At 70.4% G+C, this 20,395-nt stretch carries 20 protein-coding genes; 8 read left to right on the top strand and 12 right to left on the bottom strand.

The genetic code is table 11. The annotated features are described in order from the left end of the window. Positions 1–23: 23 nt before the first annotated feature. Both ABT171_RS21385 and ABT171_RS21390 read right to left on the bottom strand, forming a co-directional pair. A complete protein-coding gene (locus ABT171_RS21385) occupies positions 24–203 on the bottom strand; it encodes a DUF397 domain-containing protein (RefSeq protein ID WP_351246057.1) in 180 nt (59 codons plus the stop codon). After that, on the bottom strand, positions 200–1,033 hold the full coding sequence (locus ABT171_RS21390; protein ID WP_351246460.1) for a helix-turn-helix domain-containing protein: 834 nt from the start codon (positions 1,031–1,033) through the stop codon (positions 200–202). Before ABT171_RS21390 ends, ABT171_RS21385 begins: the two co-directional genes overlap by 4 nt. A gap of 109 nt (positions 1,034–1,142) precedes the next feature. Here ABT171_RS21390 and ABT171_RS21395 point away from each other — a divergent pair, with 109 nt between their 5' ends. The 3 genes from ABT171_RS21395 (at position 1,143) to ABT171_RS21405 (ending at position 3,711) form a co-directional block, all read left to right on the top strand. Further along, on the top strand, positions 1,143–1,619 hold the full coding sequence (locus ABT171_RS21395) for an ATP-binding protein (protein WP_351246059.1): 477 nt from the start codon (positions 1,143–1,145) through the stop codon (positions 1,617–1,619). A 265-nt stretch (positions 1,620–1,884) separates the two neighbouring features. Then, positions 1,885–2,823 carry a helix-turn-helix domain-containing protein gene (locus ABT171_RS21400; RefSeq protein ID WP_351246061.1) on the top strand — a complete coding sequence of 313 codons (939 nt, stop codon included), beginning with the start codon at positions 1,885–1,887 and terminating at the stop codon, positions 2,821–2,823. Positions 2,824–3,045: 222 nt separating this feature from the next. Beyond that, positions 3,046–3,711, top strand: coding sequence for a hypothetical protein (locus ABT171_RS21405; protein WP_351246063.1), 666 nt, complete (start codon positions 3,046–3,048; stop codon positions 3,709–3,711). Between the two features lie 19 nt (positions 3,712–3,730). Here ABT171_RS21405 and ABT171_RS21410 read toward each other — a convergent pair whose 3' ends face one another. Continuing rightward, the gene (locus ABT171_RS21410; protein ID WP_351246065.1) at positions 3,731–4,723 is read right to left on the bottom strand and encodes a phospholipase D-like domain-containing protein; all 993 of its coding nucleotides are present in this window, start codon (positions 4,721–4,723) and stop codon (positions 3,731–3,733) included. 248 nt (positions 4,724–4,971) lie between these two features. Here ABT171_RS21410 and hemB point away from each other — a divergent pair, with 248 nt between their 5' ends. Next, positions 4,972–5,964: a porphobilinogen synthase gene (gene hemB / locus ABT171_RS21415; protein ID WP_351246067.1), complete on the top strand. Its 993-nt coding sequence runs from the start codon at positions 4,972–4,974 to the stop codon at positions 5,962–5,964. 59 nt (positions 5,965–6,023) lie between these two features. On the opposite strand, the gene ABT171_RS21420 is transcribed toward hemB, so the two are convergent. Continuing rightward, positions 6,024–6,842, bottom strand: coding sequence for a DUF4253 domain-containing protein (locus ABT171_RS21420; RefSeq protein WP_351246069.1), 819 nt, complete (start codon positions 6,840–6,842; stop codon positions 6,024–6,026). A gap of 154 nt (positions 6,843–6,996) precedes the next feature. Between ABT171_RS21420 and ABT171_RS21425 the strand changes: the two genes are divergently transcribed. Continuing rightward, positions 6,997–8,151: a hypothetical protein gene (locus tag ABT171_RS21425; RefSeq protein ID WP_351246071.1), complete on the top strand. Its 1,155-nt coding sequence runs from the start codon at positions 6,997–6,999 to the stop codon at positions 8,149–8,151. 16 nt (positions 8,152–8,167) lie between these two features. Here the strand turns inward: ABT171_RS21425 and ABT171_RS21430 are convergent, their stop codons facing one another. Further along, entirely contained in the window at positions 8,168–8,554 is a 387-nt protein-coding gene (locus ABT171_RS21430) for a VOC family protein (protein ID WP_351246073.1), read from the bottom strand. Between the two features lie 71 nt (positions 8,555–8,625). Here ABT171_RS21430 and ABT171_RS21435 point away from each other — a divergent pair, with 71 nt between their 5' ends. Next, complete coding sequence (locus ABT171_RS21435) at positions 8,626–9,588, top strand: helix-turn-helix transcriptional regulator (protein ID WP_351246075.1); 963 nt, start codon at positions 8,626–8,628, stop codon at positions 9,586–9,588. Positions 9,589–9,703: 115 nt separating this feature from the next. Here ABT171_RS21435 and argS read toward each other — a convergent pair whose 3' ends face one another. Continuing rightward, positions 9,704–11,470, bottom strand: a complete 1,767-nt coding sequence (gene argS, locus ABT171_RS21440) for an arginine--tRNA ligase (protein WP_351246077.1) — start codon at positions 11,468–11,470, stop codon at positions 9,704–9,706. Between the two features lie 149 nt (positions 11,471–11,619). Between argS and lysS the strand changes: the two genes are divergently transcribed. Next, a complete protein-coding gene (lysS, locus tag ABT171_RS21445) occupies positions 11,620–13,359 on the top strand; it encodes a lysine--tRNA ligase (protein WP_351246079.1) in 1,740 nt (579 codons plus the stop codon). Positions 13,360–13,412: 53 nt separating this feature from the next. Here the strand turns inward: lysS and ABT171_RS21450 are convergent, their stop codons facing one another. The 3 genes from ABT171_RS21450 to ABT171_RS21460 form a co-directional block, all read right to left on the bottom strand. Then, positions 13,413–14,666, bottom strand: a complete 1,254-nt coding sequence (locus ABT171_RS21450; protein WP_351246081.1) for a DUF2637 domain-containing protein — start codon at positions 14,664–14,666, stop codon at positions 13,413–13,415. Between the two features lie 92 nt (positions 14,667–14,758). After that, positions 14,759–15,679 (bottom strand): DUF3558 family protein, encoded by a 921-nt coding sequence (locus ABT171_RS21455; protein WP_351246083.1) that lies wholly within the window; start codon positions 15,677–15,679, stop codon positions 14,759–14,761. A 111-nt stretch (positions 15,680–15,790) separates the two neighbouring features. Next, a complete protein-coding gene (locus tag ABT171_RS21460; RefSeq protein WP_351246085.1) occupies positions 15,791–16,678 on the bottom strand; it encodes a DUF3558 domain-containing protein in 888 nt (295 codons plus the stop codon). Between the two features lie 223 nt (positions 16,679–16,901). Between ABT171_RS21460 and ABT171_RS21465 the strand changes: the two genes are divergently transcribed. Next, positions 16,902–18,095, top strand: coding sequence for an RtcB family protein (locus ABT171_RS21465; protein ID WP_351246087.1), 1,194 nt, complete (start codon positions 16,902–16,904; stop codon positions 18,093–18,095). 84 nt (positions 18,096–18,179) lie between these two features. Here ABT171_RS21465 and ABT171_RS21470 read toward each other — a convergent pair whose 3' ends face one another. From ABT171_RS21470 to ABT171_RS21480, 3 genes are all read right to left on the bottom strand, one after another. Next, the gene (locus tag ABT171_RS21470) at positions 18,180–19,316 is read right to left on the bottom strand and encodes an FAD-dependent oxidoreductase (protein WP_351246089.1); all 1,137 of its coding nucleotides are present in this window, start codon (positions 19,314–19,316) and stop codon (positions 18,180–18,182) included. A gap of 152 nt (positions 19,317–19,468) precedes the next feature. Then, positions 19,469–19,627 carry a hypothetical protein gene (locus tag ABT171_RS21475; RefSeq protein ID WP_351246091.1) on the bottom strand — a complete coding sequence of 53 codons (159 nt, stop codon included), beginning with the start codon at positions 19,625–19,627 and terminating at the stop codon, positions 19,469–19,471. After that, entirely contained in the window at positions 19,627–20,388 is a 762-nt protein-coding gene (locus ABT171_RS21480) for an SDR family NAD(P)-dependent oxidoreductase (RefSeq protein ID WP_351246093.1), read from the bottom strand. Before ABT171_RS21480 ends, ABT171_RS21475 begins: the two co-directional genes overlap by 1 nt. Positions 20,389–20,395 lie beyond the last annotated feature (7 nt).

Consider the following 20,395-nt stretch of genomic DNA (forward strand, 5'->3'; position numbering starts at 1 on the left):
CCCTGTCCGGGGCACCCGCACGCTCAGTGGTCAGCGGCGTACGGCAGGAAGGTCGCCCACGCGGTGGGGGTGAGGGCGAGGCGGGGGCCGGTGGGGTTCTTGGAGTCGCGGACGAGGACGTGGGTCTCGTCGGGGGTGGCCACCTCTACGCAGTCGGGGCCCTCGTCCGTGCTGTAGCTGCTCTTTATCCACTCCAGCTTCATGTCTCTCCCAGCACTTTCTCGATGAGGGCCGTCGACTCCCGTGGGTCGAGAGCCTGTGCCCGGATGATCCCATAACGCATATCGAGGAGCTGCACCTCTTTCGGGTCGACGATCACTCGGCTGATGTGCTGCACCTCTACGTGCCCGACGGTGGTGCCGTCCTTCAGCCTGAGCAACCTGAACGACCCGGCAAGGCCTGAGTTCTGCTCACGCCCGAGCGGCAGTACCTGGAGGTCGACGTTGCGGAACTCGGCGAGAGCCAACAGGCGTTCCATCTGCGCTCGCATGACCGTCCTGCCGCCGATGGGCCGACGCAGTGTCGACTCGCACTGGACGAAGCTGAAGACGGGACGGGCCACGGTCCCGTTGACGATCTCCTGACGTGCGACTCGGGCCGCCAATCGCTGGTCCAGCTCTTCTGCGGTGAAGGGTGGCCGACGAGCGCTGAAGACTGCCTGCGCGTACTCCTTCGTCTGCAACAACCCATGGACGACGGAGTTGTTGTACGCGCACAGCTCGACCGCATCCGCCTCCAGTTTCTTCAGATCCCGCACCTTCTTCGGGTACCGAACCTCTGCCACATCCTGCTTGAACGCGGCGATCTTCCCGCCTGCGTCCAACGCCTCGTCCGCCGCATCCAGGTACTCCGGCCGCGGAATCCGCCGCCCCCGCTCCACCGAGGAAACCAGCTCCTCCCCGTACCCGATGGCCGTCCCGAACTCCGCCTGGGTGAGGTTGGCCGCCTCCCGCCACAACTTCAGCTGCCGTGAGACCGTCCGCATCACCGCCCCGGCCTCGTCGTCCTCCAGCCCCGCATCCCAGTCGCTCACGTAAGCCGTCCTCCCGTCACCACTCACCCCGTACGGCCCGGACGCAACCGGACACCGCACGGACAGCCCCCGTCCGCACGGGCCGCCCTTCTTCACAGGCTAAGCACGCGTGGACACGCTGAGTGACGTGAACGAGCAAATCTCCACCCTCCGCACCCCGGCGCGCCAGTTCTGCGTGCCGCTTTCCTCGACCCGGCGCGGCGCCCGCCTCGGCCGCCTGCTCGCAACCGAGCAATTGCGCTCCTGGGGGATGCCGTTGGACCCCGCCCGGCTGATCGTCGCCGAGTTGACGGCGAACGCCGCGCTGCACGGCAGGGTGCTCGGGCGGAGCTTCCGGCTGACTCTCGCAGTGACGGCCGAGGGGGTTCTGCGTATCGAGGTCACCGATACGCGTGGTGAAGCGCTGCCCGTTCCGCGGACCGTCGCCCCGGGGTCGGCCGAGTCCGGCTACGGACTGCTGCTGATCGAGGAGTTGGCGGACCGCTGGGGTGTGCGGCAGGGGCCGGTGCCGTGCAAGACGGTGTGGGCCGAAATCGATACGGCCGGGCCATCGGCGGACCTCGCACCGGAGCCGGGGAATGCGTGACGCGGTGGCTCCGCGGCCGGGGCTGCGGGCCGTAAAAGACCTAAGAACCCCGGGAAAAAACCAACCAACCAAACCAAACCCCGCGTAGGTCACCCGGGCGGGTGAATGCGGTTGATCTGGCTGGCGCGTCGGCGCCTCGGGCGTGCAGTCTCACCCCGAGGCATATGCGCCTCACCACGCCACAAGTCCCCACATGCATCGGCCCCCGCCGGGACGGCAATCCCAGTGCGAGGGCCTGACCAACGAGGAAGAAGAGACCTTCCCCATGGCTGAGAAGAAGCCTAACCCTGCCCCGCGCCTGATTCATGGTGTTCGGCGATCCACCACCCACTCCGGTGTCACCCACGTACGCACGTACCAGTCCGGACACTACGTGGTCGTCGGCAACCACCTCGCCCAGCACCGCGAGCTGTCCCTGACCGCCATCGGACTCGCGACCCACATCCTGTCGGTGCCCGAGGGCACCCCCGTCGACATCCGCAGTCTCGCGGACCGCTTCCCCGAGGGGCGAGACCGGATCGCGTCCGCGCTGCGCGAGCTGGAGGCGCACGGCTATCTGGCGCGGGTCCGCGAGCACACGGAGTCGGGCCGCCTGGTGACGCGGACGTACGTCCACCACACCCCCGCCACAGGTTCCACCGCGCCCCTTCGTGTGGCCGGGCGCCCCGCGAAGACCCGTACCCGCGACCGTCGGCCCATGGCAGGTACGAACGTACTGGCAGCGCCCGAGGAGGACGACCGAGCCTCCGTCGTCTCAGGGGCGTCCGCAACGCCGAACCCGCCGAACCCGGCGAAGATGCAGAGCCCCGAGCCCGTCTGTGGCGGTCCGCATCACGACAAGGCCGTAACGCTCCTCGCAGGTTTACGCCGCACCGACAATCGGCTCCTCCTCTCCCGCCGCGACGTGGACCAGCTCGTACCGGCTGTCGCCGCCTGGTTCGACAGCGGGGCGACAGCGGCCGTGGTCCACCACGCGCTGACCGCTGGCCTCCCTGCCGAGGTGAAGAACCCGGCGAAGCTGATCGCCTACCGCCTCGATGAGCTGCTGCCCGTACCGCTCCCCGCGCGCCCCGCGGTCTCGCCGCCCATCGAGAGGATGGTCGGGGCCACCTGCCGGCCCGCCCCCCCTCCAGAACTGCGACGGCTGCGAGCGGGCCTTCCGTGCCCCACACCCCGGCGGCCGCTGCCGCGACTGCCGTACTGACCGGAGGGTGCCGAGCGGAGGCGTACGCGTCGCATGAGCCTGCCGCACCGGCCCGTGGGCCTTGCGCAAGCCACCTCTCACAGGGGAGCCGTTCCCCTTCTTCGTCATCGCGTGTCTGCGATGCTGACCGGCATGGGTGGGGGAGAACGACGACGTGCGGCCCGCTGGTTGCGACGGCGGGCTGCCGCGGTGGCGTTGACATGCTTCGGGTTTGCGGCCGCTGTGCTGCATGTCCTGGCACCTGGGCTGAAGATCGACGGTGTCACGGCCGCGCTGCTCGCGGTGGCGGCGATGCCGTGGCTCGGGGATCTGGTCCGCAGCATCGACGTGCCGGGCTTGGGGAGGATCGAGTTCCAGGACATGCAGCGCCAGCTGGAGGCGGCCCAGCGGACGGCGAACGCGGCTCTCGTCGGTGATGGACCGGGCGGCGGCGTGGACGGCACAGCCGCGTCTGACGCGGTCCGGGAACTGGCGGCCGACTACGTGAAGGTGCGCGACGAACTGCGCAGCGGTCCGGCGCGGACCCACCGGATGGATCAGATCTTCGCCCGCCTGGTACGGGCGACCCAGCGAGTGCGCGACTTCGACGCGGAGGCGATGCTGCGCTCGCAGGACGCCGGGCTGCGGCTCGCGGCCTACGCGCGCCTGTACGCGCTGCCCGAGCCGGAGCGACTGGGCACGCTGGTCGAGGTGGTGACCGCTGAACCGATCGCCTTCAACCAGTACTGGGGGCTGCGGGCGGTCGGCAGAGGGGTGGAGGAGACGGGAGCGGAGCATGTTCCGCTCGGCGTGGTCCGCCGTTTGGAGGAGTTCCGCTCCCGTATGCCGCGCGACAGCGACCGGGGCCGGCTCGCCGACCGTGTGCTCACGGAGTTCGGCGGAGGATGATCCGTCGGCCGCTGTTCGGTCAGGCCGCCGTACCGCCCGCGTAGTCGCTGCCGAACGTCGTCTCGATCGTCTGGGCCACCGGCTGGGCCACGCCCGTGCCGGTGAGGATGATGCCGAGTTCCCGGTTGTTGCTCAGGGAGTTGCTGCTGATGTTCATGGAGCCGGCCTCGACCTCCTGGGTGGACAGGCCGTAGTCGGCGACCATGGCCTTGGCGTGGATGTAGAAGCCGTTGGGGTCGGAGTAGCCGACGACCGTGCCGCCGGCGGCCTTGACGGCGGAGACCTGGGAGGAGTAGCTGGAAGGATTCTCCAGGACCACGCGGACCTTCACGCCGGCCTTGGCGCGGGCCACGATCGCGTTGACCACCGTGCTGTCGCTGAACTCCAGCTCCTCCACGTCCAGGCTCTTGGTCGCGGAGTTGATGAAGGACACCAGGCGGTTGCGGGAGTCGGTGGGGGACCACAGCAGGTGGTCGCCGTCGGTGGGGGTGACGGAGGTCGCCGTGTAGTCGGCGTTGAAGACCTTCTCGATGGCGGCGACGTCGCGCGTGTCGTCGGTGAAGACGCCGTAGTCGCGGCTGGTCGTGTAGTACTGGGAGGTCAGGTTGCCGGTCAGGACCAGGGACTTCGTGCCGTCGACGGTGATCGTCTTCTGATGGGTGTAGACGTAGGCGGAGGACGACCAGACCACGCCGATGCCCGCGTTCTTCAGGGCCGTGTACGCCGAGCCGTCGGCGCTCTGGTGCTGGCGGTCGAGGATGACGCGGACCGTGACGCCCTTGTTCTTCAGGGCTATGAGGTCGTTGACGGCCGTGGTGTCCTCCAGCTCGTACATGGTCATGTCGAGCGTGCTGGTGGCCGAGTTGATGAAGTCGTAGATCGTGGGCTGGCTGCCGGTCTGGGAGAAGGCGAACGCCGAGTAGCTCGCGGCGTTGGCGGGGACGGCCGTGGCGACGACGGCGGCTCCGGCGGTCAGGGCGATGGCCGCGCGGGTGAGGACCTTCCGCAGCATGCGTGACTCCTGGGTTCACGGGCGAGGAGGGGTGGCGCGTGCATGACACCAGGCGCGTAGAACGCTGGGGAGGCCGGAGGATCCAGGGATGCCCAGGGGAGCGCAAAGACTTCGTATGCGCCCGCCGCTATGCCCGTGAAGGGCGTGAACGGGCTGTCCGCGGGTCGCCTATGAGCCCTGCGGCCCCCCTTGTCGGACCGACAGGGCGTCGGCAAAGGCGGGGGCGCGGCGGGCGTAGCGTAGAAGGCATGACGAAGTACGGATCCTTTCCCGGTACCCGTCCCCGGCGGCTGCGGACCTCGCCCGTCATGCGCCGCATGGTCGCCGAGACGCGGCTGCACCCGGCCGACTTCATCCTTCCGGCGTTCGTCCGGGAGGGCGTGAGCGAGCCCGTGCCGATCGCCGCCATGCCCGGTGTCGTGCAGCACACCCGCGACAGCCTGAAGAAGGCGGCGGCGGAGGCCGTGGCGGCCGGGATCTCCGGGATCATGCTGTTCGGCGTGCCGGAGGAGGGGAAGAAGGACGCGCAGGGCACGGCCGGGACCGATCCGGACGGGATTCTGCAGGTCGCCCTCCGCGACGTCCGCGCCGAGGTCGGCGACGACCTGCTCGTCATGTCCGACCTGTGCCTGGACGAGACCACCGACCACGGACACTGCGGCGTGCTGGACGCCGAGGGCCGCGTCGACAACGACGCGACCCTGGAGCGGTACGCCGAGATGGCCCAGGTGCAGGCCGACGCCGGTGCGCATGTCGTCGGCCCCAGCGGGATGATGGACGGCCAGATCGGCGTCATCCGCGATGCGCTGGACCAGATCGGCCGCGAGGACGTGGCGATCCTCGCCTACACCGCCAAGTACTCCTCCGCCTTCTACGGCCCCTTCCGCGAGGCCGTCGCCTCCTCGCTCCAGGGCGACCGCAAGACCTACCAGCAGGACCCCGCCAACTGGCGCGAGTCCCTGCGGGAGCTGGAGCTGGACCTCGCCGAGGGCGCGGACATGGTGATGGTCAAGCCGGCCGGCCCCTACCTCGACATCCTGGCCCGGGTCGCCGACGCCGTGGACGTACCGGTCGCCGCCTACCAGATCTCCGGCGAGTACTCGATGATCGAGGCCGCCGCCGAGAAGGGCTGGGTCGACCGCGACCGGGCCATCCTGGAGACCCTGACCGGCATCAAGCGCGCCGGCGCGCGGAACATCCTCACCTACTGGGCGACCGAGGCGGCACAGAAGCTGCGGTAGTTCCGGGGCCTCACCGGGTCCGGGAAGGACTCAGGGGCTAAGGCCGGCCGCGCCCGGGGTCAGTCCCACCAGAACGTCCAGACGGGCTGTCCGACCAGGTCCTTCGCGTACGCGCGGAGGGTGTCCCGCTCGCCCTGGAGGACGTTGTCCGGGCAGAACGCGAAGTGCTCCGCCGCCACCGCCTCGGCCTCCTCCCGCGTGGCCGGCGGGGCGGCGACGGACACGACGAGGGTGTCCAGACCGAGGGCCACGACCCGTATGCCGAAGCGGTCCTCCCAGGAGCGCAGCACCGCGCACATCCGGGCCACGTCGGCCTCGTAGTTCACCGGGCCGGTCCAGCCGATCGCCGCCGGGATGTCGGCGGACCGGCGGGCCGGGACCAGGGCGAGATGCGCCTCCTCGACGCCCGACTCCCGGTCCCCGCCCAGCGCGTCGGCGATCTGCGCGGCGCGGGTGTCCGGGTCGGCGGAGAGGGCGGGGGCGGGGGCGAGACCGGGCCACTCGCTCCCGAACGGCTCGATCTCCTCGTCGATGTCACCGTCCTCGGTCTCCTCCTCCCAGTACTCCGCGAGGACGTCCTCGGCGTCGTGATCGCCCGGGTACGACGTCTCGCCGGGCAGCAGCACCCAGCCCTCCACGCCGTCCCCGGAGCCGCCGGCGTCCACGAGCACCGGCAGCAGACCGGCGCGGGCGGCCGACGCGCCCAGGGCCTTCCAGGTGCCCGGCGTGGCCGCCTTCTCCGCGTACCACAGCAGAGGTTCGTGCCAGAAGCCGTCGTAGGACATGTCGACGAGCCTGCCGGGCGGCAGTTGAAGCCCGAGGGAACGCCCGCTGGGGTCGGTGGCCAGTGTGGGCAGCGGATTGGGAAGAGTCGCCATGCCCGTGACTGTAAAGCCCGCCACTGACAACGCCGTTGACCGGCCTTACCGATGAACCGGCGCCCGCCGAAGTCTCTCTTACCAGGTGGTGCTGTGATGGGGCGGGTGACGGACCGAGGGGCTGACGGGCTGACAGGTGAGGGAAGGACGGAACGTGCGGATCGGGCGTTACCCGGTGCGATGGCACATCGTGCTGCTCACCCTGTGGACGGCCGTCTGGTTCCTCGTGGCCGAACGCCATGCCGCCGTGTCCTGGCACTACCTGACCGACGGCCAGCAACTCCTCTTCGGCCAGCGGTCGGGCGGCGGCCTCGCCCTCTACGCCAACCACCCCGAACTGCAGATCGGCCCCGTCAGCTTCGCGGTGGCCGGCCTCTTCGCACCCTTCCCCGCCGACGTCGGCGAGAAACTGGCCGACGCGTTCATGTCCGGCCTCGGCCTGTACATGCTGGTCCTGATCGGCCGGGCCGCCGCCGACCACAACCGGGGCACCGGCCTCAACCACAAACGCCTCCAGCAGCGCGTCCTGATCGCCGGCGCCGCCTTCATCCCCATGTGGGTCGAGGTCTCGGTCCGCTTCGCCCACCTCGACGACGTCCTGGCCCTGTTCTTCACCACCCTCGCGGTCCGCGCACTGGTGCGCGGCAACGCGACGGCGATGGGTGTGTTCCTGGCGCTGGCGGTCGACTCCAAACCCTGGGCGGTCGGTTTCCTGCCGCTGCTCCTGGCCCTGCCCCGCCCGCACCGCCTGCGCTCGGCGGCCTGGGCCGTCGCCCTGGTGGCGGTCGCCTGGCTCCCCTTCTACCTGACCCACCTGGACACCCTGCAGGCGGCCCGCTTCACCATCCCCAACCAACCGGCGTCCTCACTGCGCTGGTTCGGCGTGAACGCCCCCGTGACGCCGTGGTGGGACCGCCCCGCCCAGATGGCCCTGGGCATGGCGCTGGGCGCACTCGCGGTACGCCGGGACCGCTGGCCGGCGGTCGTGTTCCTGGCCGCCGACGCCCGCATCCTGCTCGATCCCAGCGTGTACACGTACTACAACGCCTCGGTCCTCCTCGGCACCCTCCTGTGGGACTCGATAGGCCAACGCCGCCTGGTGCCGTGGGTGAGCTGGATCGCGCTGATCTCCCTCTACGGCAGCGCCCTGCTGGTCCCGTCGGACGACGCCCAGGGGTTCATCCGCCTCGCCTTCGGGATCGGCTCGGCGGCGTACGTGCTGTTCTGGCCGCAACGGGCGCCACGCGGCGGCCGCCGGGGCCGGCGCTCACAGCGGGAGCAGGTCCGGGAACCCCTCATCAGCAGCTGACCGGGGCCGTCCGGCCTCACACCAGGGTCGTGATGCAGAACGGGTGCCCGGCGGGATCCAGCAGTACCCGCCATCGCTCCCCACCGGGCTGGAACCCGGGCTTGGCGGCGCCCAGTGCGAGCAGCCGCTTCTCGGCGACGTCGAGGTCGTCGACGCCCAGCTCGATGTGCGCCTGCTTCTCCTGTGCCGGGTCCGGCCAGGTGGGCGGGCGGTAGTCGGCGAGACGGTTGAAGCCGAGGCCGGTCGCTCCCTCCTTGCCGAGCAGGACGAAGTCATCGGTGGAGAAGAGGACCGACATGCCGAGCAACTCGCCGTAGAAGCGCGCCATTTCGGCGGGGTCGGCGCAGTCGAAGGTGACGGCGGCGTAGCGGAACGCGGGTGCGGAAGTGGTCTCCGAAGTCATGACAGGCACGCTAGGGCATGACCAGGACAGTTCCGGTCCTGGTCATGCCGGAGACATGCCAGACTTCGGCCGTGCTCGGCTCATCCGCCCGCCTGCTGCGGCTGCTCTCCCTGCTGTCCGCCCGCCCGTCCTGGACCTGCGCCGAACTGGCGGAGCGCATGGAGGTCACGGACCGTACGGTCCGCCGGGACGTGGCACGGCTGCGCGACCTCGGCTACTCCGTGGACTCCGGGGCCGGCCCCTGGGGCGGTTACCGCCTGCGCGCCGGATCCCGGGTGCCGCCGCTCATCCTCGACGACGAGGAAGCGCTGGCGGTGGCGGTCGGCCTGCGCGAGGCCGCCCTGAGCGACGCGCTCGGCGGCGACCAGGCGGCCCTCTCGGCCCTGCTGAAGCTGCGCCAGGTGCTGCCCCGGCGCATCGCGGACCGCCTCGGCGACCTGGACGACGCGTTCGTACGCCTCCCGGGGACGGCCGGGGCCGACGGCCCCCGGATCAGACCGGGCCTGCTGCTGGAACTGGCGGTCGCCTGCCGCCAAGGTGAACGTGCCCGGCTGTCCTACACGGACGGGGAGGGCAGGAGCACGGTCCGGGAGGTGGACCCCTACCGCCTCGTCCACACGGGCCGGCGCTGGTACTTCGTCGCTCGGGACGTGACCCGGGGCCAGTGGCGCACCTTCCGCGCCGACCGGGTCGACCGCCTCCGGCCCACCGGCCACCCGGCGGACCTCACCGACGCACCCGACCCGGCCCTCCTGGTCTCCCGCAACACCGCGAACGGCCCCTACCCCCTGTCCGCGACGATCCGCCTCCCCCTCCCCCTGGACCAGGCGCTACGCCTCGTCCCGCCCACGGTCGGCACCCACCGCCCCGACGGCGAGGACGCCACCCTGATCGACATCGGCGGCCCCGACCCGGACGGCCTCGCCCGCTACCTCCTCGGCCTGGGCACACCGCTGCGCGTGCTCACCCCGGACGCGGTACGCCAGGCCCTGGCTCGCCGCGCCCTGGAGCTCGCCGAGGAGAACGCGGGATGAACGCGCGCGCCAGGGCAGGCGGCGGTCGAGGGCCGGTGTCCGCCGGCCTCTCGCGGGCCGCGAGTCAGAGTCTGCGGAGACGGGACACGGCTCCGCAGACTCCGAAGGGTGTGCGTCAGAGCTTCTCAGGCGTCCGGATGCCCAGCAGGGCCATGCCCTGGTGCAGGGTGCGGGCCGTGATGTCGCAGAGGAACAGGCGGTTCTCCACCTGCGCCGGCGTCTCGGCCTTCAGGACCGGGCACTTGTCGTAGAAGGTCGTGTAGAAGGACGCCAGCTGGTAGAGGTACGCGGCCAGCTTGTGCGGGGCGTACTCCGCCGCCGCCTCCGCCACCGTCTGCGCGAAGGCGTCCACGTGCAGGCCCAGGGCGCGCTCGGCGTCGGCCAGTGCCAGCTCCGGGTGCGCGGCCGGGCGGGTCTCGCCGGCCTTGCGGAGGATGGACCGGATTCGGGCGTACGCGTACTGGAGGTAGACGGACGTGTCGCCGTTCAGCGAGACCATCTGGTCCAGGTCGAACTTGTAGTCGCGGTTCGCCGACGTCGACAGGTCCGCGTACTTCACCGCGCCGATGCCCACCTGGGCGCCCCGCTCGGCGATCTCCTCCTCGGAGAGGTCCTGGGCCTTCTCGCGTACGACGGCCGAGGCGCGGTCGATCGCCTCGTCGAGGAGGTCGACCAGGCGGACCGTCTCGCCCTCACGGGTCTTGAACGGCTTGCCGTCCTTGCCGAGGACCGTGCCGAAGGCCAGCTGCACCGCCGTGACGTCCTCGCCCAGCCAGCCGGCCCGCCGCGCCGTCTCGAAGACCATCCTGAAGTGCAGGGCCTGGCGGGCGTCCACCACGTACAGGAGCGTGTTCGCCTTGAGGTTGAAGACGCGGTCGCGGATCGCGGAGAGGTCGGTGGCCGCGTAGCCGAAGCCGCCGTCGGACTTCTGGACGATCAGCGGGACCGGGTTGCCGTCCGGGCCCTTGATGTCCTCGAAGAAGACGCAGAGGGCGCCCTCGCTGCGGACCGCCACGCCGGACTCCTCCAGGAGGCGGCAGGTCTCGGCCAGCATGTCGTTGTAACCGGACTCGCCGACGATGTCGGGGTCCCGGATCTCCATGTCCAGCTTCTCGAAGACGGAGAAGAAGTAGATCTTCGACTCGTCGACGAACTTCTGCCACATGGCGAGCGTGTGCGGGTCGCCGGCCTGGAGGTCGACCACCCGGCGGCGGGCGCGCGTCTTGAACTCGTCGTCGGAGTCGAATTTCTTCCGCGCGGCCTTGTAGAGACGGTCGAGGTTCGACATCGCCTCCTCGCCCGTCACCTGGGCTTCCTTGTGGTCCAGCTCGTGCGGGTGCTCGTCCAGGTACTGGATGAGCATGCCGAACTGGGTGCCCCAGTCGCCGATGTGGTGCCGGCGGACCACGTTCTCGCCGGTGAACTCAAGGAGCTGGACGACGGAGTCGCCGATCACGGCCGACCGCAGGTGACCGACGTGCATCTCCTTCGCCACGTTCGGCTGGGCGTAGTCGATCACCGTGGTGCCGGGGTGCTCGGCGTACGGCACACCGAGGCGGCCCGTCTCGTCCGCGTACCGCGCGGCCAGGTTCCCGGTGATCGCCCGGTCCGCGATCGTGATGTTCAGGAAGCCGGGGCCGGAGACCTCGACGTCCTTGATCAGCTCGTCACCCGTCACCACCTGGGAGACGACCTGCGCCGCCAGCTCCCGCGGGTTCGCCTTCGCCTTCTTGGCCAGCGCCAGGACGCCGTTGGCCTGGAAGTCGGCCCGGTCGCTTCGTCGCAGCAGCGGGTCCGCGCCGGCGGCCTCGGGCAGGGTGGCCGAGAGGGCGGACGCGAGGTGCTGCTGGACGGAGTCGCTGAGGGACGTGACCGAGGCCATAGGAAGGGGTGCCGTTCTCCTCGTGGGGATGGATAGACCCAGCCAGTATCCCACGGCGGGTAAAGCCGTTTTCGCGGGCGCGAGCCGGTCTGTGAGAATGGGGTGTCACCCCGATCAGACGGAGTGCCACCCCGTTCAGAAAGAAGGACGTGCCGATCGTGGCTCAGAGCACCGAGACCACCGACTGGGTCTCCCGTTTCGCGGATGAGGTCATCGAGGAATCGGAGCGCCGGGCCCCGGGCAAACCGGTCGTCGTCGCGTCCGGTCTCTCCCCCTCCGGCCCGATCCACCTGGGCAACCTCCGCGAGGTCATGACCCCGCACCTGGTCGCCGACGAGATCCGCCGCCGCGGGTACCAGGTCCGGCACCTGATCTCCTGGGACGACTACGACCGCTACCGGAAGGTGCCGGCGGGCGTCGCGGGGATCGACGAGTCCTGGGCCGAGCACATCGGCAAGCCGCTGACCTCGGTGCCGGCGCCGAAGGGGTCGTCGTACGCGAACTGGGCCGAGCACTTCAAGGCCGCGATGATCGCCTCGCTGGCCGAGCTGGGTGTCGAGTTCGACGGGATCAGCCAGACCGCGCAGTACACCTCCGGCGCCTACCGCGAGCAGATCCTGCACGCCATGAAGCACCGTGGGGACATCGATGCGATCCTCGCCCAGTACCGCACGAAGAAGGCCCCGAAGAAGCAGCAGCAGAAGGCCGTCGACGAGGCCGAGCTGGAGGCCGAGGAGGGCTCGGGCGCGGCGAGCGAGGACGACGGCTCGTCCGGCTCCGCCGGGTACTTCCCGTACAAGCCGTACTGCGGCAGCTGCGACAAGGACCTGACGACCGTCACCTCCTACGACGACGACAGCACCGAGCTGTCGTACACGTGCACCGCGTGCGGCTTCACCGAGACCGTCCGGCTGAGCGAGTTCAACCGCGGCAAGCTGGTCTGGAAGGTCGACTGGCCGATGCGCTGGGCGTACGAGGGCGTGATCTTCGAGCCGAGCGGTGTGGACCACTCGTCGCCGGGGTCGTCGTTCCAGGTCGGCGGGCAGATCGTCGGGATCTTCGGCGGCAGGCAGCCCATCGGGCCCATGTACGCCTTCGTGGGCATCTCCGGCATGGCGAAGATGTCCTCGTCGCGCGGCGGCGTGCCGACCCCCGGCGACGCGCTGAAGATCATGGAGCCGCAGATCCTGCGCTGGCTCTACGCCCGCCGCCGGCCCAACCAGTCCTTCAAGATCGCCTTCGACCAGGAGATCCAGCGGCTCTACGACGAGTGGGACAAGCTCGCCGGGAAGGTCGCCGACGGCTCCGCGCTGCCGGCCGACGTCGCCGCGTACACCCGCGCGGTCGGTACGGCCGCCGGTGAGCTGCCGAAGACGCCGCGCCCGCTGCCGTACCGCACGCTCGCGTCCGTCGCGGACATCACCGCCGGCCACGAGGACCAGGCGCTGCGGATCCTGTCCGAGCTGGACCCGGAGCAGCCGCTGGCCTCCCTGGACGAGGCACGGCCCCGGTACGACAGGGCGGAGGCCTGGATCAACACGCACGTGCCCGCCGACCAGCGGACCATCGTGCGCGACGAGCCCGACGCCGAGCTGCTGAAGTCCCTCGACGAGGCCTCCCAGCAGTCGGTACGGCTGCTGCTCGACGGGCTCGCCGAGCACTGGTCGCTCGACGGCCTGACCCACCTCGTGTACGGCGTGCCGAAGGTGCAGGCCGGGTTCTCGGCCGACGCCACGCCCAAGGAGCTGCCGCCGGAGATCAAGACGGCCCAGCGGTCGTTCTTCGCCCTGCTGTACCACCTGCTGGTCGGCCGGGACACGGGACCGCGACTGCCCACGCTGCTGCTGGCGGTGGGGCAGGACCGGGTGCGGCGCCTGCTCGGCGAGTAAGCGGTGACGAAAGGGGGCCCTCGGCGGAGGGCCCCCTTTTTCATGCGACTTCTCTATGCGATGTGGTTCTCTTCGAGTTCCGCGTTGAAGCGGTTGGTGAATCGTTTGACCATGCGGTCGGCGTCGCGTGCGGGGAGCTTGAGGCTGTACGTCGCCTCCACGGCCTCGCTGAACTGGTGCGGGGTGGGGAAGCTGCCGTCGATCGACTGGCGGAAGACCTGGTAGTAGGCCTCCTCGTCCGGCTCCGGGGAGCCGCCGCCCTCGCCCAGCTCGCGGGTGCGGTTGGGGCCCACCGGGATGGGGAAGCTCCCGGTCTCCTCCGGGGAGGGCTGCTGGAACTGCTCCGGGGGCTGCTCCTCGTACCACTCCCCGTACTGCTCCTCGGGGGCGTACTGGGGCTCCTGCATCATCGGGTCGTAGGTGGGGTCGTAGCCGCCGTGGTACTCGATCTGGCGCTGGGCCTGGAACCAGGGGCTCTCTTCGTCGACCGGGGCGTCTTCCGGCTGCCCGGGATTCTGGCCGGGCAACTGCGGGCGCTGCTCGCTGTGAGCCGCCGCCGCGCCCACCCGTGCCGCCCCAGCGGCACGACTGCCCGCGGCTGCCGGAACGAGGGCCGGCTCGATGCCCGCCGCCGCCAGGCCCGCGGGTGCCGTTTCCGCCAGGGGGACGCCGTAGCGGGCCAGGCGGAGGGGCATCAGGGACTCCACCGGGGCCTTCCTGCGCCAGGCCCGGCCGAAGCGGGAGCGGAGCCGGGCCTGGTAGACGAGGCGCTCCTGCTCCAGCTTGATCACCTGGTCGTAGGAGCGCAGCTCCCACAGCTTCATCCGGCGCCAGAGCAGGAACGTGGGGACCGGGGAGAGGAGCCAGCGGGTGAGGCGGACCCCCTCCATGTGCTTGTCGGCGGTGATGTCGGCTATGCGGCCGATCGCGTGCCGGGCCGCCTCCACCGCGACCACGAACAGCACCGGGATCACCGCGTGCATGCCGACACCCAGCGGGTCCGGCCAGGCGGCGGCGCCGTTGAACGCGATCGTCGCCGCCGTCAGCAGCCACGCCGTCTGGCGCAGCAGCGGGAAGGGGATGCGGATCCAGGTCAGCAGCAGGTCCAGGGACAGGAGGACACAGATGCCTGCGTCGATGCCGATCGGGAAGACATAGGAGAAGTTCCCGAAGCCCTTCTTGATGGCCAGCGCTCGGACGGCCGCGTAGGAACCGGCGAAGCCGATGCCGGCGATGATCAAGGCGCCGGTCACGACCACGCCGATGAGAACGCGGTGCATCCGAGTCAGCTGCAGTGGCGCGGCCACTCGTACTCCCCTCCCCTTGCCTGTTGTTGCGCGCAACAGGGTGGCACACGCGTACGGCGAACGTCGTACCGGTCGGGGCTTCGGGCCTTCGCTCAGTCCTTCTTCGCGGCCGACTTGGACGGAGAAGCGCTGGAAGAGGACGACTTGGACGGCGACGCGGAAGGGGACTTCGACGACGGCTGGGACGGGGAGGCCGACGACTTCGAGGACGAACCGTCCGAGGCGGAACCCTCGTTGGCGGACGACACCGAGCCGACCGCCTCCTTGATCGCCGCCTGCGCGGCCTTCGTCATCTCGTCCGCGTCCGGGGTCTTCTCGCCCGCGAGACCGGCGCCGTTGTAGTCGAGCGTGACGACCACGTTCTCGACCCGCGCGACCACCGTCTGCTGCTTGAAGAGACCCTCCTTCTTCTTCAGGTCGTAGCGCACGGCCGTCGCCTCCGCGCCCGTGCCGGACAGCGGGATCTCCTTGGTGTTCTTCGCGCCGTCCACGCCCTCGGCGTCCTTGACCTGCCGGCCGAAGTACGTGTGGGCCTGCGCGTCACCGGCGCCGCGCGCGGCGTCCGAGTCGAAGCGGAGCAGGGAGATGTTCAGCCAGCGGAACTGCGAGCCCTTCACGCCGTTGTTGTCCAGGCTGCTCCAGGAGCAGGAGGCACGCGACGACGGATCGTCCGAACTGCCCTTCTTGCCGGACGAGGCGCCCTTCGGCACCAGATCCGCGAGGGTCTTCTTCGACAGCACCGCGCACGCGTCGGGAAGCTTCTTGTACGCCGCCGCCTGCACGGTCGGGGAGGCGCTCGCCGACGGCGTCGCGCTGCCGCCCGCGGACTGCCGCGCACCGCTGCCGGCGCCCTTGTCCTTGGAGTCGCCCGAGCCCGACGAACAGGCGGCGGTGATCAGCACCGCGGGCACGGCTGCCGCGCAGAGAAGAACTCGGCGAAGGTGCTTGGCTCGCTGGTGACGCTGGGCACGGTCGTCTCGCTGGGCTGCTCGCTGCATGGTTCCTTCACTCATGACGCTCGGTGGTCGTGCGGGTTCCTGCGGGGCCACGGTACGCGGTGAAGGAGCTGCGCGGTTTGCGTCCGGGTGTTTCGCGGGCGGCGGGGCGAGCGGCGCCGGGGACCGTCATCCGCCCAGCGCGTCGGCCAGTTGAGAGGCCAGATTACGGGCCCTGTCCTGCATTTCCTTGCTGTCGGGGACCGTTCCGGTGGCCGTCGGCTGCTCCTCGTACTGGAGGGTGACGATGACGTTGGACGTGCGGAACACCACAGTCACCGTCCGCTGCTGGGCGGTCGAACCGGACGAGTCGAGCTGGTCGTCCAGATACGCCTCGTCACCGAGATCGGTCAGCACCCGCGGCTGCAGATCGGCCGCGGAGGCGGAGTCGGAGGGCGAGGAACCGGTGGCTGAGGAGCCGGAGGGGGAGCCGGAGGGAGAGACGGCACCGCTCGCCGAGGACGAGGACGAGGAGGAGGGTGCGGGGGAGGACGCGGGGGCGCCGCCGGACCTGGACGTGGACGGCGAGGTCGTGGGCGTCCCGCCCGCCGCCGGGGTGCTGCCCGGCTCGGGGAGGTCGGCGGCCGTCTCCTTGTCCTCGAACAGCTGCTGCGCCTGGTCGTCGTCGCTGACCGCGTTGTCGTACGACACCACGCGCTCGAAGTCGACCGAGAGGCGGTCGGTGGCGTTCGCGGACTCCACCTTCCAGTGGCAGCCGACCTTGCGGTCCGTGTCGTAGGTGAGCTCGGCCTCGCCCTGGTAGGCCTTGTCCCGCTGGACGGGGTCGGTGGTCTGCTTGATACCGGGCAGCAGTGAGTCCAGGGCGTCGTGGCCGACCGCGCCGCAGGGTTCGGGGAGCGTGCGGTACTTGCCGGGCTGGGCGGCCGTCGTGGCGGTGCCGGCGTCGCCCGGGTTGGCGTTGTCCGTGGGGCTGTCGCCGCCCGAGCCGCTCGTGCAGCCGGCCAGCAGCGCCACGAGGAGGGCGGCTGTGCCGGATACGTACGCCTTCCGCTGCACGGTCGGGCTCCTCTCGGGTGTGCGCTCGCTCGGTGCTCCAGTGTCCCCGCTGGTTATTCGCTTGCCGCAGCGGGGCGCCCCCTGGAGACAATGTGTATCGCACGCACTGCCGTGGCCGCCGGTCCCTTGTCCTTTTTCACCGACCTTGGCGCCTCTTTTGACTTTTGCTGCCTATAAGACTTGTGTAAGCCTTTGTTGTCGTTTTCGGGGGAATGAGGAACGTATGTCGTACGTGGAGATACCGGGCGCGAAGGTCCCGATCCGGATGTGGACGGACCCCGCGACGGTCGAGGACGTGGCTCTGCACCAGCTCCAGAACGTGGCGACCCTGCCGTGGATCAAGGGCCTGGCCGTGATGCCGGACGTGCACTACGGCAAGGGCGCGACGGTCGGCTCGGTCATCGCGATGCAGGGCGCGGTGTGTCCGGCGGCGGTCGGCGTGGACATCGGGTGCGGGATGTCGGCGGTGAAGACGTCGCTGACGGCCCATGACCTGCCGGGGGATCTGTCGCGGCTGCGGTCGAAGATCGAGCAGGCGATTCCGGTGGGGCGGGGGATGCACGAGGATCCCGTGGAGCCGGGGGACTTCCATGGGCTCGCCACGGCCGGGTGGGCGGACTTCTGGGGGCGGTTCGACGGGGTGGCGGAATCGGTCAGGTTCCGTTTCGAGCGCGCCTCGAAGCAGATGGGGACGCTGGGGAGCGGCAACCACTTCATCGAGGTCTGCACGGACACGACCGGTGCCGTCTGGCTGATGCTCCACTCCGGCTCCCGCAACATCGGCAAGGAACTCGCCGAGCACCACATCGGCGTGGCCCAGAAGCTCCCGCACAACCAGGGCCTGGTCGACCGTGACCTGGCGGTCTTCGTCTCGGACACCCCGCAGATGGCGGCCTACCGCAACGACCTGTTCTGGGCGCAGGAGTACGCCAAGTACAACCGCACGCTGATGATGGCGCTGCTGAAGGACGTGATCCGCAAGGAGTTCAAGAAGGTCAAGCCGGTCTTCGAGCCGGAGATCTCCTGCCACCACAACTACGTGGCGCAGGAGCGGTACGACGGCATGGACCTGCTCGTGACCCGTAAGGGCGCGATCCGGGCCGGCTCGGGCGAGTACGGGATCATCCCGGGCTCGATGGGCACGGGCTCGTACATCGTGAAGGGCCTCGGCAACGACAAGGCCTTCAACTCGGCCTCGCACGGCGCCGGCCGGCGGATGAGCCGTAACGCGGCGAAGAAGCGCTTCTCGACCAGGGACCTGGAGGAGCAGACCCGGGGCGTGGAGTGCCGCAAGGACTCCGGCGTGGTGGACGAGATCCCGGGCGCCTACAAGTCGATCGACCAGGTCATCGACCAGCAGCGCGACTTGGTGGAGGTCGTCGCGAAGCTGAAGCAGGTCGTCTGCGTCAAGGGCTGACGGTGCGGGGCCCCCGGTCGCGGGAGCTCCGCCCTTCGGGTCAGTGACCGGCGCAGGCGCCCGGGCGGCGGGAACGCGAGTGGCTCATCGGCCCTTCCCGTCTTCGTCGGACATGTCTTCCCTGAACATCGCGATCAGGCCTTGGGCTGTGTCGATCCGGAGGATTTCGGCACCGTCACGAGCGGCCTCGGTGCTGCGGGGGAACATGGCCTCCTCGTACTCGGTGAGCGCGGCCTCGGTGTCGCCGGGGTGCGCGGCGAGGGCCCTGCCGAGTTCGGCGCCGTCGAGCATGGCCAGGTTGGCGCCCTCGCCCTTGGTGACCGAGAGGTGGGCGGCGTCGCCGAGCAGGGTCACCCCCGGCACCCGGTCCCAGCGGTGCCCGGTCGGCAGGGCGTGGTAGGGGCGCGGGACGGGCACGGTGTCGCTGTCGGTGATCAGAGTGGTGAGCTCCGGTGCCCAGCCGTCGAACTCCCCTGCGATCAGCCTGAGCGAGGCGGCGGCATCGGTGAAATCGATGGCGGCGAACCAGTCCTGCGGCTTCTCCAGCGCCACGTAGGCGTGCAGGGTGTCGCCGCTTTCCCGGTGCGCGAAGATCTGCCTGCCCGGCGCGGGCGCGATCATCGCCCCGCCGCCGACCGCCTTCGCGGCGGCAGGGTGCCGCGTGTCGGCGTCGAACAGGTAGGTCTCGACGAACGACGTGCCGGTGTACTCGGGTACCGCGTCGGAGAGCAGCGGCCGGACCCGTGACCACGCGCCGTCCGCGCCGACCAGCAGGCCGGCGACGACGGTGCCGCCGTCGGCGAACGTCACCTCGTGGCGGCCCTCGCCGAGGGCACGGACGCTGCTGACCTTGTGTCCCCACCGGACGGTGCCGGCCGGGAGCGAGTCGAGCAGGATCCGTCGGAGCTCGCCGCGCCGCACCTCGGGGCGTCCGCCCGTGCCGTCGTCGGCCCGGTCGAGCAGGACGGTGCCGTCCGGGTCGATGACCCGCATCGCCTGGCGGCCCTCCAGGACGATGGCGTGGAACTCGTCCATCAGGTCGGCCGCCTTGAGGGCGAGCTGACCGTTGTAGTCGTGGATGTCGAGCAGCCCGCCCTGCGTGCGCGCCGTCGGGGAGGACTCGGCCTCGTAGACCGTGGCCTGGATGCCGTGGACGTGCAGGACACGGGCCAGCGTGAGTCCGCCGAGTCCGGCGCCGATGATCGTGACGCGGGTGTGCATGGTGACTCCTCGGGATCGGGGCCGCCCGGTGAGCTCCGGCCGGCCGTCTCTCCGAAGGTGTCAGCCCACGCCGACAAGCCGGCGACACCGGACCGATGGCCCCCCGACAGCTGACCGACACCGCCGCCGCGCCCCTCCCCGGACGGCCTCGGTCATCGGGCGTGCCGTACGGCGTAGATCATCACGAACGCCACGATGTGGATGCCGAAGAGGAAGTAGCCCAGGAAGTACCAGACCTTGCGTTCGTCCTTGGTCTCCTGGGCCAGACGAGCCCTCTCCAGGGAGTCGGGGCTCTCGGGGGATTCGGGCATCACAGTTCCCGGTGGACCTTGGTGTTGGACGCCTGGGCGCGGGGGCGGAGGACCAGGAGGTCGACGTTGACGTGGCTGGGGCGGGTGACCGCCCAGGTGATGGTCTCGGCCACGTCGTCCGCGGTGAGGGGCTCGGCGACGCCCTGGTAGACCTTCTCCGCCCGCTCCTTGTCGCCGGCGAAGCGGGTCAGGGCGAACTCCTCCGTCTTGACCATGCCGGGCGCGATCTCGATGACGCGGACCGGCTGGCCGACGATCTCCAGGCGGAGGGTCTCGGCGAGGACGTGCGCGCCGTGCTTGGCGGCGACATAGCCGGCGCCGCCCTCGTACGTGCTGAGCCCGGCGGTGGAGGACACGACGACGACCACGCCGTCGCCGCTCGCCACCAGCTTCGGCAGCAGGGCCTGGGTGAGGTTCAGGGTGCCGATGACGTTCGTCTCGTACATCGTGCGCCAGTCCGCCGGGTCGCCGGTGGCCACCGGGTCCGCGCCGAGGGCGCCGCCCGCGTTGTTGACCAGGACGCCGATCGTCTGGAACGCCGTGGCGAACTCGTCGACGGCCGCGCGGTCGGTGACGTCCAGCTGGTAGGCCACGGCCGAGTGGCCCGCCTTGGTCAGCTCCTCCGCCAGCGCCTCGATACGGTCCTTGCGGCGGGCGGTGAGGACGACGCGGTAGCCGGCCTCCGCGAGCTGCCGGGCCGTGGCGGCGCCGATACCGCTGCTCGCCCCGGTGACGACGGCGATGCGGGAGGCGGGGGTCATGGGCAGC

This window comes from Streptomyces sp. NPDC001851, from assembly GCF_040297165.1.
Classification (GTDB): domain Bacteria; phylum Actinomycetota; class Actinomycetes; order Streptomycetales; family Streptomycetaceae; genus Streptomyces.

Bases quoted from the DNA above. Each gene is read 5' to 3' on its own strand.
- ABT171_RS21475 (WP_351246091.1), bottom strand. From the start codon at position 19,627: ATGCCCGAATCCCCCGAGAGCCCCGACTCCCTGGAGAGGGCTCGTCTG.
- ABT171_RS21480 (WP_351246093.1), bottom strand. From the start codon at position 20,388: ATGACCCCCGCCTCCCGCATCGCCGTCGTCACCGGGGCGAGCAGCGGT.
- ABT171_RS21470 (WP_351246089.1), bottom strand. From the start codon at position 19,316: ATGCACACCCGCGTCACGATCATCGGCGCCGGACTCGGCGGACTCACG.
- hemB (WP_351246067.1), top strand. From the start codon at position 4,972: ATGACGAAGTACGGATCCTTTCCCGGTACCCGTCCCCGGCGGCTGCGG.
- ABT171_RS21400 (WP_351246061.1), top strand. From the start codon at position 1,885: ATGGCTGAGAAGAAGCCTAACCCTGCCCCGCGCCTGATTCATGGTGTT.
- ABT171_RS21385 (WP_351246057.1), bottom strand. From the start codon at position 203: ATGAAGCTGGAGTGGATAAAGAGCAGCTACAGCACGGACGAGGGCCCC.
- ABT171_RS21410 (WP_351246065.1), bottom strand. From the start codon at position 4,723: ATGCTGCGGAAGGTCCTCACCCGCGCGGCCATCGCCCTGACCGCCGGA.
- ABT171_RS21465 (WP_351246087.1), top strand. From the start codon at position 16,902: ATGTCGTACGTGGAGATACCGGGCGCGAAGGTCCCGATCCGGATGTGG.
- ABT171_RS21430 (WP_351246073.1), bottom strand. From the start codon at position 8,554: ATGACTTCGGAGACCACTTCCGCACCCGCGTTCCGCTACGCCGCCGTC.
- ABT171_RS21455 (WP_351246083.1), bottom strand. From the start codon at position 15,679: ATGAGTGAAGGAACCATGCAGCGAGCAGCCCAGCGAGACGACCGTGCC.
- argS (WP_351246077.1), bottom strand. From the start codon at position 11,470: ATGGCCTCGGTCACGTCCCTCAGCGACTCCGTCCAGCAGCACCTCGCG.
- ABT171_RS21420 (WP_351246069.1), bottom strand. From the start codon at position 6,842: ATGGCGACTCTTCCCAATCCGCTGCCCACACTGGCCACCGACCCCAGC.